14 protein-coding genes are annotated in these 12,519 nt (G+C 62.4%); 6 read left to right on the plus strand and 8 right to left on the minus strand.

Annotation, left to right across the window (positions count from 1 at the left end; genetic code table 11):
- The first annotated feature begins 78 nt into the window (after positions 1–78).
- The 4 genes from ACKFR8_RS08890 (at position 79) to ACKFR8_RS08905 (ending at position 3,235) form a co-directional block, all read left to right on the plus strand.
- Entirely contained in the window at positions 79–621 is a 543-nt protein-coding gene (locus ACKFR8_RS08890; protein ID WP_042532943.1) for a sigma-70 family RNA polymerase sigma factor, read from the plus strand.
- Between the two features lie 105 nt (positions 622–726).
- Positions 727–1,653, plus strand: coding sequence for a thioredoxin-disulfide reductase (gene trxB / locus ACKFR8_RS08895; RefSeq protein ID WP_408929820.1), 927 nt, complete (start codon positions 727–729; stop codon positions 1,651–1,653).
- Positions 1,654–1,660: 7 nt separating this feature from the next.
- A complete protein-coding gene (trxA, locus tag ACKFR8_RS08900) occupies positions 1,661–1,984 on the plus strand; it encodes a thioredoxin (protein WP_042532947.1) in 324 nt (107 codons plus the stop codon).
- Positions 1,985–2,050: 66 nt separating this feature from the next.
- Positions 2,051–3,235, plus strand: coding sequence for an N-acetylmuramoyl-L-alanine amidase (locus tag ACKFR8_RS08905; RefSeq protein WP_306507474.1), 1,185 nt, complete (start codon positions 2,051–2,053; stop codon positions 3,233–3,235).
- 151 nt (positions 3,236–3,386) lie between these two features.
- Here the strand turns inward: ACKFR8_RS08905 and ACKFR8_RS08910 are convergent, their stop codons facing one another.
- From ACKFR8_RS08910 to rpmH, 8 genes are read right to left on the minus strand one after another with little or no spacing between them, the layout of a single operon-like run.
- Positions 3,387–3,962: a hypothetical protein gene (locus ACKFR8_RS08910; protein WP_296133872.1), complete on the minus strand. Its 576-nt coding sequence runs from the start codon at positions 3,960–3,962 to the stop codon at positions 3,387–3,389.
- A gap of 9 nt (positions 3,963–3,971) precedes the next feature.
- Complete coding sequence (locus ACKFR8_RS08915) at positions 3,972–5,027, minus strand: ParB/RepB/Spo0J family partition protein (RefSeq protein WP_408929821.1); 1,056 nt, start codon at positions 5,025–5,027, stop codon at positions 3,972–3,974.
- A gap of 9 nt (positions 5,028–5,036) precedes the next feature.
- Entirely contained in the window at positions 5,037–5,885 is an 849-nt protein-coding gene (locus tag ACKFR8_RS08920) for a ParA family protein (RefSeq protein WP_408929822.1), read from the minus strand.
- Between the two features lie 10 nt (positions 5,886–5,895).
- Positions 5,896–6,525 carry a 16S rRNA (guanine(527)-N(7))-methyltransferase RsmG gene (gene rsmG, locus ACKFR8_RS08925; RefSeq protein ID WP_408929823.1) on the minus strand — a complete coding sequence of 210 codons (630 nt, stop codon included), beginning with the start codon at positions 6,523–6,525 and terminating at the stop codon, positions 5,896–5,898.
- 23 nt (positions 6,526–6,548) lie between these two features.
- A complete protein-coding gene (gene yidC / locus ACKFR8_RS08930) occupies positions 6,549–7,535 on the minus strand; it encodes a membrane protein insertase YidC (protein ID WP_408929824.1) in 987 nt (328 codons plus the stop codon).
- A gap of 8 nt (positions 7,536–7,543) precedes the next feature.
- Entirely contained in the window at positions 7,544–7,822 is a 279-nt protein-coding gene (yidD, locus tag ACKFR8_RS08935) for a membrane protein insertion efficiency factor YidD (RefSeq protein ID WP_408929825.1), read from the minus strand.
- Complete coding sequence (rnpA, locus tag ACKFR8_RS08940; RefSeq protein WP_408929826.1) at positions 7,810–8,160, minus strand: ribonuclease P protein component; 351 nt, start codon at positions 8,158–8,160, stop codon at positions 7,810–7,812. The genes yidD and rnpA overlap by 13 nt, the downstream gene beginning before the upstream one ends.
- 3 nt (positions 8,161–8,163) lie before the next feature.
- On the minus strand, positions 8,164–8,307 hold the full coding sequence (rpmH, locus tag ACKFR8_RS08945; protein WP_003847033.1) for a 50S ribosomal protein L34: 144 nt from the start codon (positions 8,305–8,307) through the stop codon (positions 8,164–8,166).
- Between the two features lie 763 nt (positions 8,308–9,070).
- Between rpmH and dnaA the strand changes: the two genes are divergently transcribed.
- Both dnaA and dnaN read left to right on the plus strand, forming a co-directional pair.
- The gene (gene dnaA / locus ACKFR8_RS08950) at positions 9,071–10,735 is read left to right on the plus strand and encodes a chromosomal replication initiator protein DnaA (RefSeq protein WP_408929827.1); all 1,665 of its coding nucleotides are present in this window, start codon (positions 9,071–9,073) and stop codon (positions 10,733–10,735) included.
- A gap of 596 nt (positions 10,736–11,331) precedes the next feature.
- Positions 11,332–12,513 (plus strand): DNA polymerase III subunit beta, encoded by a 1,182-nt coding sequence (gene dnaN / locus ACKFR8_RS08955; protein ID WP_296133883.1) that lies wholly within the window; start codon positions 11,332–11,334, stop codon positions 12,511–12,513.
- Positions 12,514–12,519 lie beyond the last annotated feature (6 nt).

Consider the following 12,519-nt stretch of genomic DNA (forward strand, 5'->3'; position numbering starts at 1 on the left):
GGACAATCACTAACCATCGGCTTTAGCTGGGGCATGTGGTGACCCGTTTGTCATCTGTAGTTTCCGGGGGGATTCTTCTTGTCTGCTCAGCCGACCGATCGTGAACTCGTCGACGCCTTCATTGGCGGAGATACCAAGGCCTTTTCAGCCATCGTCGAAAAGCACCGCGCGCGCCTGACCGCCATGGCGCGGCGCTACACACGCAACGACCATGATGCGCAGGACATCGTGCAGGAGGCCCTGCTCAAGGCCAGCTGCAACATGCAGTCCTACCGGCACGATGCCGCGCTGAGCACGTGGCTGCACCGGCTGGTGATGAACTCCGGCTACGACTTCCTCAACCACCGCTCCAACCGGGAGAACGCTTCCTTGGACTCCGACATCATTGAGGATGACCGCAACTACGCGCTCGCGCACAACCCCAGCGAACACCTAGCGGAGCACATCACGGTGGCCCAGGCCATGCAGACCCTCCGCGAGGATCAGCGCCAGGCGCTGTACCTGACGGACGTCGCCGGTTATCCCATCGCCACGGTGGCCAAGGTTCAGGGCGTAGCTCCCGGCACGGTGAAGTCACGGCGTGCCCGGGCGCGTCAGGCGTTGCGTGCGGCGATAGACTAGGCCCGAGTAGAATCTCAGTGTCCACCGGTCCTCCGGTCCTCCGCGCGCGAGGCGCGGACATGAACCAGATTCTGTACAGGAATTGTCGTCTTAAGGGAGTTTTTAGTGACTATCCACGATGTCGCCATCGTCGGCTCCGGCCCCGCCGGCTACACCGCAGCCCTCTACGCAGCGCGCGCGGAACTCAACCCGATCGTCTTCGAAGGCTTCGAATACGGCGGAGAACTCATGAACACCACCAAGGTGGAGAACTACCCGGGCTTCCAGAAGGGCATCATGGGCCCGGAGCTCATGGAGGAGATGCGCGCCCAGGCCATCCGCTTCGGCGCGGACCTGCGCATGGAGGTTGTGGATTCCATCGAGCTCGAGGGCGAGATCAAGAAGCTGCACGTGGGCGATGAGGTATTTGAGGCCCGCACGGTCATCCTCGCCACCGGTGCTGCACCGCGCTACCTTGGCATTCCAGGCGAATCCGAGCTGGCCGGCCGCGGCGTGTCCGCATGTGCCACCTGCGATGGCTTCTTCTTCAAGGGCCACAACATTGCCGTCGTCGGCGGCGGCGATTCCGCCATGGAGGAAGCCACCTTCCTCACCAAGTTCGCCGAGTCCGTGACCATCATCCACCGCTCCGAGAACTTCCGCGCCTCCAAGATCATGCTGGAGCGCGCCAAGGAGAACAAGCAGATCAAGTGGCTGACCAACACCACCGTGGAGCGCGTCCTGGAAAAGGACGGCAAGGTCGGCGGCCTCGAGGTCAAGAACGTACTCACCGGCGAGCTCAGCGAGCTCGACGTCACCGCTATGTTCGTGGCGATTGGCCACGACCCGCGCTCGGGCTTCCTCGAGGGCCAGGTGGCCACCAACGCCGCTGGCTACGTCGAGGTGGAGCAGCCCTCTACCAAGACCTCACTGCCGGGTGTGTTCGCCTGCGGTGACCTGGTGGATGACCACTACCAGCAGGCCATCACCGCGGCTGGCTCCGGCTGCCGCGCGGCAATTGATGCGGAACATTTCCTCGCCGAGAACCGTTAATAGTCACATGAGCAACATTAAGAACGTTACGACTGATTCCTTCCGCGCGGACGTCGTCGAGGCCGGCAAGCCCGTCGTCGTGGACTTCTGGGCGGAATGGTGCGGCCCGTGCAAGAAGCTGTCCCCGATCCTCGAAGAGGTCGCTGACGAGCTGGGCGATGATGTCTCCGTGGTCAAGGTCAACGTGGACGAAGAGCGCACCCTGGGTGCAATGTTCCAGATCATGTCCATCCCGTCCGTGCTGATCTTCAACAACGGCGAGAAGGTTGATGAGTTTGTTGGCCTGCGTTCTAAGAACGACATCGTGGCACAGATAAGAAAACAGCTCTAACTGGTATTCTTTAACCCGTTGACGGCGCACCCCTGTGCGCCAACCTTGATCACGAAAGGGGTAGGTGTGAACCGCGTTTTACGTGTTGGTGACCAGAGTGTTCGCGTTGCCGAAGCACGCGCAACCCTAGCCCGCCTCGGCCTCATGACGGACTACCAGGGGACGTTGTCCGACTGGAAGAAGCAAAAGTACTCCGAGACCGATAAGCACTTTGACGCCGCCCTTTCCCAGGTTCTGAAGGCCTTCCAGCAATCGCGCGGCATCGTGCCGAGCGGTGACATCGATGACCTGACCCTCCGGGAACTGCGCCAAGCCTCCTACACCCTGGGCGCTCGCGTCCTGGCCTATGAACCGGGCAACCTCCAGGTGGGCGATGACGTAGCGCAGCTGCAGGAGCAGTTGCAGGAGCTCGGGTTCTACCAGGAGCGCATCGACGGCCACTTCGGCCCGGATACCTACGCCGCGCTGGCGGAATACCAGCTCAACTGCGGCCTGCGCAGCGACGGCGTGTGCGGCCCCGACACCATCAACGCCCTGAGCCTGCTGGGCCGCCGCATCACCGGCGGTTCCGCCCACAACATTCAGGAGCGTGAGCGCGTGCGCAACGCCGGCCCCAAGCTGGCCGGCAAGCGCGTGGTCATCGACCCCAGCCTCGGCGGCTTCAACAAGGGCCGCACGGTCAAGGGGCGCTACGGCGACATCACGGAGGAGGAAATCCTCTGGGATCTGGCTGAGCGCGTGGCCGGCCGCATGATCGCCGCCGGCATGGAGACCATCATCTCCCGCCCGCGGACCGACGATCCCTCTGTGCGCGACCGCGCGGGCCTCGCCAACGCCTTCGACGCCGACCTGGTCATCTCCCTGGCGTGCGACGAGTACCCCACGGAGAAGGCCAACGGCGTGGCCACCTTCTACTTCGGCTCCGAATCCGGAAACTCCTCCCTTATCGGGGAGACGCTATCCGGTTTCATCCAGCGTGAGATCGTCGCCCGTACCGAGCTGGGCAACTGCCGCAACCACGGCCGCACGTGGGCGCTGCTGCGCCTGACGCAGATGCCGGTGGTGCAGGTGGTGCTGGGTTACCTCACCAGCTCGAAGGACGTGGCTGTCCTCACCAACCCGGACCGCCGCGATGACATCGCCGAGGCCATCGTGGTCTCCGTTAAGCGCCTGTACCTGCTTGATGAGGACACTGCCGTGACCGGCACCTACCGCTTCGACGAGCTGCTGCGCGCGGAGCGTTCTTCCTAAGCGGGCCCGGGGCCGTGAAGAACGGTTTCCCTCACAAGGTTCCAGTCATATGGTTTCCCTGACCCCAAACGAACCTTTTATCCCTTCCTAAAAGGTTTCTTCGCCCCCAAGGGAACCCTTTGACTAGTAGCTTCTGACTTGAACCCACGACCTAGGCTAGGGCGCGGGCGAGGAGGTCCTCCACTGCGGCTGTGGTGAGCAGATCGAAGGCAGGGGGTAGCTCTAAGCGCAGGCGGGGCGTAATGGGGTGGTCTCTCACGACCATGAAGCCGGCGGACTCCAACGTCTCCACGGGCAGCAGGCCAATGCGCCCGGGCTTGTCCCGCAGCAGATCCTCTGCCGTGCCGGCATCGCGGTAACCAAAGGCCTCGACCGCGCTGGCATCGCGGGAGGTGAGGTTCATTATTGTAGCGTCGAGAAGCACCGCTTCTAAGCCCCTCGCCGCACGGTGCGACTTCACGAACAAGGAGGACACCAGCACAGCGTCCTCGGAGACAGGGGAGGTGGGCAGCTTAGCGGCGCCGGGGGCAAGATCCGGTGGGCAGAAGAACACCGTGGCCTCGTCGCCCACGGTGAAACCGCACTCGCCATAGCGCAGCAGAGTAGCACTGATCCACGCCTCTTTCTCAAAACTGGGATCAGCGACCGTGGTCTTCATCTCCCAGAAGATGGATCGGGCCGCCAAGGGGTTGATGGATACGCCTTCCTTGACGGCCTGCACAAACATGGTGGGACGCTAGCTGTTCTCAGTGCCCTCAATGAGCGCCATGATGCGCTCGAAGTCTTCCTGATCGCCGAATTCGACGACCATCTTGCCCTTGCGCTTGCCCATGGTGACGGTGACCTTGGTGTCGAAGCGGTCCGCGAGTCGCTCCGCAGAGTCGGTGAAGAACTGCGGCTGCGGGGCGGCCGGCTTCTTCGTGGGCTCTGCCGGCTTGCCGTCGCGCTTGTACAGGGTGACGGCTTCCTCCGTGGCGCGCACGGAAAGCCCCTCAGCCACGACACGGTTAGCAATGAGCTCCATGGCTTCTGCATCCGGCAGGCCCAACAGCGCGCGAGCATGTCCGCCGGACAGGGTTCCGGCGGCCACGCGCTTCTGCACATCTACCGGCAGCTTGAGCAGGCGGATCATGTTGGTGACCTGCGGGCGGGAGCGGCCGATGCGATCAGCCAGCTCGTTCTGGGTCACGCCGAACTCCTCCAGCAGCTGCTGGTAGGCATGGGCCTCTTCCAGCGGGTTGAGCTGGACGCGGTGGATGTTCTCCAGGAGGGCGTCCCGCAGGAGATCATCGTCCTTGGTATCGCGCACGATGGCCGGGATGGTGGCCAGGCCTGCCTTGGAGGAAGCGCGCCAGCGGCGCTCACCCATGATGAGCTCGAAGCCGCCTTCCTCGGAGGGACGCACCACGACCGGCTGCAGCAGGCCGAACTCCTTGATGGAGTGAACCAGCTCTGCCAACTCGTCCTCATCGAAGACGGTACGCGGCTGCTTCGGGTTGGGAAGGATGTCCCCCACGGAAATCTCGCGGTATGTCGCGCCGATCACCGAGGGCTTGGCCTGGCGCTTCTGCGATCCGGAAGACTGCTGGATGGTCGGCGCCCCCTGCACCTTCTTCGCACCCGCCTCCTTCGGTGCGCCCGTAGAGGCGCCGAGGATGATGTCCGCGGCGGAATCTCCCAGACGCGGCTTGCGGGAGGGAGCACCGGGCCCGGACGGGATGAGTGCGGCCAGGCCCTTGCCCAGACCGCCCTGACGCTGTTCCGGCTTCTGATCTGCCTTCTTGTCTGCCATCAGTGAGTCCTATCCTTCCAGTTCCGCGAAAATCTCCGGGCTCACGCCGATAGCTCCGGTGGTGGGGTGCGGCGTGTAGTCCCCGCGCTTATCCAGCTCGCGCGCGGCGGCCGCGTAGGCGCGGGCGCCTGTCGACGACGGGTCATAAGCGATAACCGTCTTACCATAGCCCGGCGCCTCCGAAACGCGCACAGAGCGCGGAATGACGTTGCCCAAGACGACGGCTCCGAACTGCTCGCGGACCTCATTAGCCACCTGCTCCGCCAGCTTCGTGCGGGCATCAAACATGGTGAGCAGCACGCCGGAGATGTGGAGATCCTCGTTGAGGTGTTCCCGGATCATGGAGATATTGCCCAGCAGCTGCCCCACCCCCTCAAGGGCGTAGTACTCACACTGGATGGGGATGATGACCTCTTCCGCACAGGACATGGCGTTGATGGTGAGCAGGCCGAGCGAAGGCGGGCAGTCAATGAAGACGTACTCGAAGCCGTGCTCCTCCAGAAAGCCCTTATGAAGGGCGTCATACAGGCGGAACTCGCGGCGGACGAGGGAGACCATCTCGATCTCCGCGCCGGCCAGATCAATGGTGGCAGGGATGCAGTAGAGGTTCTTGTTGTCAGGGGAGTGCTGCATGGCGTCATCGGCCGTGCAGTCACCCAAAAGAACCTCATAGCTGGATTGGGTACCGGAGGTGTGCTCCGCACCCACAGCAGTAGAGGCGTTGCCCTGCGGGTCCAGGTCGATCACCAGTACCTTCTTGCCGGCGGCGGCAAGCGCGGCGGCAAGGTTGACGGCGGAGGTGGTTTTACCCACGCCACCCTTCTGGTTCGCGATGGTGATAAGACGAGGATGAGTCATGGCGTCTACTTTAGTTCACGCGGGGGACACGGATGATGGTGGTGCCGTGGATGGTCATGACCTCGGCCTTTCCACCGCCAGCGCGCTTGATGTCCGCGGCGTCGCGCTCCAACTCCTCGTGCACCGAGGAACCCTTGAGCGCGATCATCTCTCCGCCCTTGCGCACGAGCGGCAAGGACCACTTGGCCAGCTTGCCCAGCGGGGCCACCGCGCGGGAGGTGACGATGTCCGCGCCCTTGACCGCCTTCTTCACCGGGCCCTCCTCGGCGCGCCCGCGGATGACGGTGACGTTATCCAGACCCAGCAGGTCGACGACCTCGTTGAGGTAGGTCGAGCGCTTCAGCAGCGGCTCGATGAGGGTGATGGTGAGGTCCGGGCGGGCGATGGCGAGGGGGATGCCGGGCAGGCCGGCGCCACTGCCGACGTCGATAAGCGTGGCGTTCTGCGGCATCACTTCACCCACCACAGCACAGTTGATGAGGTGGCGCTCCCACAGGCGCGGTACCTCGCGGGGGCCTATAAAACCACGGGTGGACCCGTCCGTGGCCAGCGAATCGTGGTACTTCTGCGCGAGCGGCAGACGCGATCCGAAGACCTCCGACGGGTCCAGTGGCACAGTTGCAGGCTGATGTTCAGGCACTGTGATAACTCCTGGGTCGTGTTTTAGTTGTTGTTGCGGCGCTGCTTCTTGGAGCGGTTATCCTTCTTGCGCGCGCCCGGCTTCGGGGCGGACGTGCGCTTGAGCTCGGCCTTAGCAGCTGCCTCTTCTTCCTCCTCGCGGTCCATCTTGGCGTAGACGATGCGCGTCTGGAAGAAGGTCCACACGGTGTTGGCCAGCATGTAGAACAGGAGGCCGATGGGCCAGATGAAGCCGGAGAAGACCAGCATGGCCGGCATGAACCACAGCATCATCTTGTTCATAACGGCCATCTGCTGCTGCATCATCTCGGAGTTCTGACCCTGCGGTGCCGAGGTCTTGCCGGCGGCGCGGCGGGCCTCCTGGCGGTTCAGCGACATGCGGGCGTTGAAGTGTGTCAGCACGGCAATGATGGCGATGAGCGGCACGATAATCATCGCGGCCTGCGCCACCGTGGTTTGCTTGACAATCTCCAGGCCGGAGTTGAGGCGCAAGTTAGCCACGAGCGGCACGCCGAAGATCTTAGCGTCCACGAACTGCTGGACCAGCTCCGGCTTGAAGATGTAGTTGGCGATGGAGCCGTTCATCTCCTCCGACATCGCCTCACCTGCCGGGTGGCCAAAGCCGCCCGCGACAGCCACGGTGCGGTCGAAGGAGCGCAGAACGTGCAACAGGCCGATGAACATCGGAATCTGGGCGAACATAGGCAGGCAGCCCGCCACCGGACGCACGCCAGACTCCTTGTAGATCCGCTGCATTTCCTGCGCGGCCTTGGTCTGGTCATTAGCGTACTTGGCACGGATCTCCTGCACCTGCGGCTGGATCTCCTGCATCTTGCGCGAGGAGCGCAGCTGGGTGATGGTCGGCTTGACCATAACCGCCTTGAGCGTCCACGTCAGCAAGACGATAGCGATGATCCAGGTTCCGCCCCAGGCGGAATCGAGGACAAAGCTCAAAAGCCAATGCCAGAACCACAAGACTGCGGAGATTGGCCAGTAGATGAAATTAAGCACGAGTGTTTCTACCTCAGTTGTTGTTTGTTCGGTACCGGATCAAATCCGCCCGGATGCCACGGTCCACACTTGCATACCCTGGCTAGTGCCATGCCCGTTCCCTTAAACGCTCCGTATACGGAGATGGCTTCTAGGGCATAGGCACTGCATGTCGGTTCAAAACGACAGGTAGAGACCATCTTAAGGGCTGAGAGGTGCTTTTGGTAGAAGCGCACCCCTTTCACAAGAAAGCGGGCGAGACCGCGGGCTGCGGGAATTTCTTCCCCCTGGGAATTTACATATCCCATTTCGCTAGCGCCTTGCGGATATCGCGGGCGAGGCGGTCGCTGGTGGCCTCGGCGCTGGCGGGGAGGGCGCGGATGACGACGTCTGCAGTCACTGGCAGGTCAGCCATGAGATCCATGCACACATGACGAAGCCGCCGGGAGGTGCGGTGGCGAACCACGGCGTTCCCGACGGCTTTAGAAACGATGAGGCCAAACCGCGGCCCGGTGGCCGCGATGGCATCCTCACCGCCGTTGATGCGCATGTGCACGACAACGGTGCGCGTGCCCGCCCGGCGCCCGTCCTTGATGGTCCTGCGAAACTGTCGCGGGGACGTGAGCTTGTGCTGGGCTGGAAGCATGAATTAAGCGGTGAGCTTAGCGCGACCCTTCTTGCGACGAGCGGCGACGATGGCGCGGCCGGCGCGGGTGCTCATGCGGGTGCGGAAGCCGTGCTTGCGAGCGCGACGGCGGTTGTTCGGCTGGAAGGTACGCTTACCCTTTGCCACGATTAACTCCTTGAAGTTGTGCGCAAATAACCGAGCTCGCACCGTGTGCTGGCTCGGGCATTCACTGGTGAATGGTGAGTGTGAGAAAGAATGGAGCCTCCCACTTGCCGGCGAGGGCCAGGGAAGAGGCATTCTCACGCGCAACAGACGCAACAGGCGCTGTCGCAATAGACCACCACAGGTTACGTGACGCAACGGGGTGGAAACAAATCGACACCCTGGGTGTACCCGAAATAACAAAGATGTTTTTCTGCCCAGCTAGAGCGGCACTTTTTGCCCACATGCTGCGCCGCAACAGCCGCCGCGCGCACCCCAGGCACACGGGTGGTGGGCACGCATAAAAAACGCATTAGACAGCTTAAGGGCAACGCGGTAGAACTAAGGAATCAAATTCCACAGCCATCAACAGGCTGTGAATAACTCTCAATCAAACCTTGAGACTTCCGACCTTTCGGCAGGTAGAAGGGCATTTAGGGGCGATAGGCAGTTATCCACAGTGATGCGCTAGGCTGTGGATAAACAACCTATCCACAGCTGTGGATAACAGTGTGGAATCCGAGGTTACTGGCCAAAACATGGTGTGGAAGCTTCGGTGAATTCCCGTGAATTTCTGTTGTTCTCTCACCAGTCCATCCGTCCATCACAACAATGTTCCCGTAGTAATGCCTTCGCCGGAATGTAAATCCGCCCAGCCCCGCCAGGCTGGTGAAGGCAGAGTGCGCCCAGGCGAGGGCGAGCTCGAACTACAAAGAAGGTAGGCGTCTTGTCTGATCCGCACGCGGCTCTCATGGCCAGCTGGAAAGCAGTGGTCTCCGATCTGCTGGCGCAGTCCGAGCAGCCCAGCTCAGACGTACCCAATTTCAACCACAGCCAGCGCCTGAGTCTGCAACTGGTCCAGCCAATCATGATCGGCGAGGGTTACGCGCTCATCGCCGCACCCCACGAGAACGCCAAGCGGGTGCTGGAGACCGAGCTCAGCGAGTACATCTCCCGCGCCCTGGCCCAGCACCTGGGCCGCCCGTTCTCCCTGGCGGTCACCATCACCGCACCGCCGGAGGCCCCGGCCCCGCAGCCGGAGCCGGAACCCGAGCCAGAGCCGCGGCGCCCGATTCAGACCGAGGCCCCGCAGCACGGGATGGGGCACTCAGTATCCTCGGAGCCCTCGGTGTCCTCGGCGCCACAGCAGTCACCGCAACCGCAGGCTCCGGGTCCCAGCGCTCAGCCGTGGGACTCCACCCACTCGCCGGCCAGCCTGGACGAGCTGGCGCAGCACTACAGCGATCAGCAGGCCAACGCGTACAACAACTATTCGGAATACTCCGATCCTGCTGGCCAAGCCGGCACCTCCGGCCAGCGCATCCGCCGCGAGGAGCCCGCGCACAACCCAAACCGCGAGAAGTCTCTCAACCCGAAGCACACGTTTGAAAACTTCGTGATCGGCTCCTCCAACCGCTTTGCCAACGGTGCGGCCGTGGCCGTGGCGGAGAATCCCGCCCGCGCCTACAACCCGCTCTTTATTTGGGGCGGCTCCGGCCTAGGCAAGACCCACCTGCTGCACGCGGCGGGCAACTACGCCCAGGTGCTGCACCCGGGCCTGCGGGTGAAGTACGTGTCCTCGGAAGAGTTCACCAATGACTACATCAATTCCTTGCGCGATGACCGCCAGGAATCCTTCAAGCGGCGCTACCGCAACCTGGACATCCTCATGGTGGATGACATCCAGTTCTTGGAGGGCAAGGAGTCCACGCAGGAGGAGTTCTTCCACACCTTCAATGCGCTGCACCAGGCCAACAAGCAGATCATCTTGTCCTCGGACCGCCCGCCGAAGCAGCTGACCACGCTGGAGGATCGCCTGCGCACCCGCTTCGAGGGCGGTCTTATCACGGATATTCAGCCGCCGGACCTGGAAACGCGTATCGCCATTCTCATGAAGAAGGCGGCCGCGGACGGCACCGACGTGGACCGCTCCGTGTTGGAGCTCATTGCCTCCCGCTTCGAGTCCTCCATCCGCGAGCTCGAGGGCGCGCTGATCCGCGTCTCTGCCTATTCTTCTCTGGTCAATGAACCGATCAGCCTGGAGATGGCGGAGATCGCCCTCCATGACCTGGCCCCCGACTCCGCGGACCGCCAGATCACGGCGACCGCCATCATGGAAGTCACCGCCGATTACTTCAATATCGACGTCGATACGTTGCGCGGCTCCGGCAAGAAACGCGCGGTGGCGCACGCTCGCCAGCTCGCGATGTACCTCTGCCGCGAGCTCACCGAGCTCTCCCTTCCTAAAATCGGTGATCAGTTCGGCGGCAAGGACCACACCACCGTGATCTATGCCGACCGCAAGATCCGCAAGGAAATGACGGAGAACCGCAATACGTACGACGAGATCCAGGCGCTGACGCAAAGGATCAAAACACATAACCGTAGCTAGCTAAGCCGCAACCAGCCCGCCGGCCTCCTCGCCCCCTGTCGCACCTGACGATCCCACGGGATCCCAGGGTGAGAGGGGGTTTTCGCGTAGGCAGTGCGGGCTCAATTCTTTATCCACAGCCTTATCCACATCTGTGTAATTTCACGCTTGTAATTCGTAGATCCTCGTCACGTTTTCCACATCCACAGGCAGAAAGCCCGGGCAGAAAACATGTGATTAAGCCTGTGATCAGCGGCGATGGATCTGGGGATGAATTGTGGATAACTTTGGCCCCGGAGCAGTTGCTCACAATTCTTGTCATTTGATCACAGAGATCCCACACCCCGACTAACACCCCGCGCCGCCGGATCACGCTCGGCTTTTGGTGGGTTATCCACAGATCCCACAGCGGTTATTACTACTCCTATTTTGTTTTCTCCCTAACCAAGAAGAAAAAGGATGTGTGTGATTCGCCGGCCTCCGCCTCGTCGCCCGGCCCCATCGAAGGGGGCAGGGAGGGGTGAATGACAAACTCCTGTGGTGTCGGCGCGATCCTGTAAGTTGGAGAGAGCTTCCAAGAATCAACCCATCCGCAACTAGAGGAGCGTCTCACCACCATGGACCAGTCCGTGTCATTTCGCGTTGCCAAAGATGACCTCGCCAACGCCGTCGCGTGGGTCGCGCGTAGCTTGCCGTCGAAGGTGACCCAACCGGTGCTGCGCGCCATGCTAATCACCGCGGATGACAATGGTTTGGAATTCACCGGCTTTGACTACGAGGTCTCGACCCGCGTGCGCATCGCCGGCATGGTGGATGAGCCCGGCCGCATCGCGGTCGCCGGCAAGCTTCTGTCTGACATCGTTGCCTCCTTGCCTAACAAGGAAATCGAGATGACGCAGGAGGACTCCAAGGTCCTGCTTACCTGTGGTTCCTCGCGCTTCGAGCTGCCGCTCATCCCGCTGGATGACTACCCGCAGCTGCCCGTGTTGCCGGAGGTCACCGGCACGATCAACCCGCAGCTGTTCGTCGAGGCCATCAGCCAGGTCGTGGCAGCGGCGGGCAAGGATGACACCCTGCCCATGCTCACTGGCGTGCACATCGCCATCGAGGGCTCTCACGTAGAGATGACCGCCACGGACCGCTTCCGCTTGGCCATGCGCACCTTCGAGTGGGATCCGGTCTCCCCGGACGTCGAAGCGAAGCTTCTGGTCCCGGCCAAGACGCTGCAGGACACCGGCCGCTCCCTGGATACTCACCTCAACATCCCGGTGGAGATCGCCGTGGGTACCGGTGAGAACATCGCCGCCGAAGGCCTGTTCGGCCTTCACGCGGATAACCGTGAGACCACCACGCGCATGCTGGATGCGGACTTCCCCAACGTCGCCCCGCTGCTGCCGAAGAACCACACGGCCATGGCTAGCATCGAGGTCGCCCCGCTGCAGGAGGCTATCCGCCGCGTCTCCCTGCTGACGGACCGCAACGCGCAGATCCGCATGGAATTCACCGAAGGCGAGGTCACCTTGGCCGCCGGCGCCGATTCGGGCCGCGCTAGTGAGACCCTGCCGTGTGCGTTCAACGGCCGCGATAGCTTTGTCATTGCCTTCAACCCGTCCTACCTCAAGGACGGCCTGGCCGTGGTGCACACGGACCGCGTGGTCTTCGGCTTTACCGAGCCTTCCCGCCCGGCCATCATGATTCCGGAGCCGGAGGAGCTGCCCGCCGCGGAGGAAGACGGCACGTTCCCCACCCCGGAGACGGATTTCACCTACTTGCTCATGCCGGTGCGTCTGCCGGGCTAAGGCCGT

This window comes from Corynebacterium axilliensis (genome assembly GCF_046097495.1).
Classification (GTDB): Bacteria; Actinomycetota; Actinomycetes; order Mycobacteriales; family Mycobacteriaceae; genus Corynebacterium.

Excerpts from the sequence above, each read along its gene's own strand:
- ACKFR8_RS08915 (WP_408929821.1), bottom strand. The coding sequence starts at position 5,027 with ATGGCAGACAAGAAGGCAGATCAGAAGCCGGAACAGCGTCAGGGCGGT.
- yidD (WP_408929825.1), bottom strand. The coding sequence starts at position 7,822 with ATGGGATATGTAAATTCCCAGGGGGAAGAAATTCCCGCAGCCCGCGGT.
- ACKFR8_RS08910 (WP_296133872.1), bottom strand. The coding sequence starts at position 3,962 with ATGTTTGTGCAGGCCGTCAAGGAAGGCGTATCCATCAACCCCTTGGCG.
- rnpA (WP_408929826.1), bottom strand. The coding sequence starts at position 8,160 with ATGCTTCCAGCCCAGCACAAGCTCACGTCCCCGCGACAGTTTCGCAGG.
- trxA (WP_042532947.1), top strand. The coding sequence starts at position 1,661 with ATGAGCAACATTAAGAACGTTACGACTGATTCCTTCCGCGCGGACGTC.
- ACKFR8_RS08920 (WP_408929822.1), bottom strand. The coding sequence starts at position 5,885 with ATGACTCATCCTCGTCTTATCACCATCGCGAACCAGAAGGGTGGCGTG.
- dnaN (WP_296133883.1), top strand. The coding sequence starts at position 11,332 with ATGGACCAGTCCGTGTCATTTCGCGTTGCCAAAGATGACCTCGCCAAC.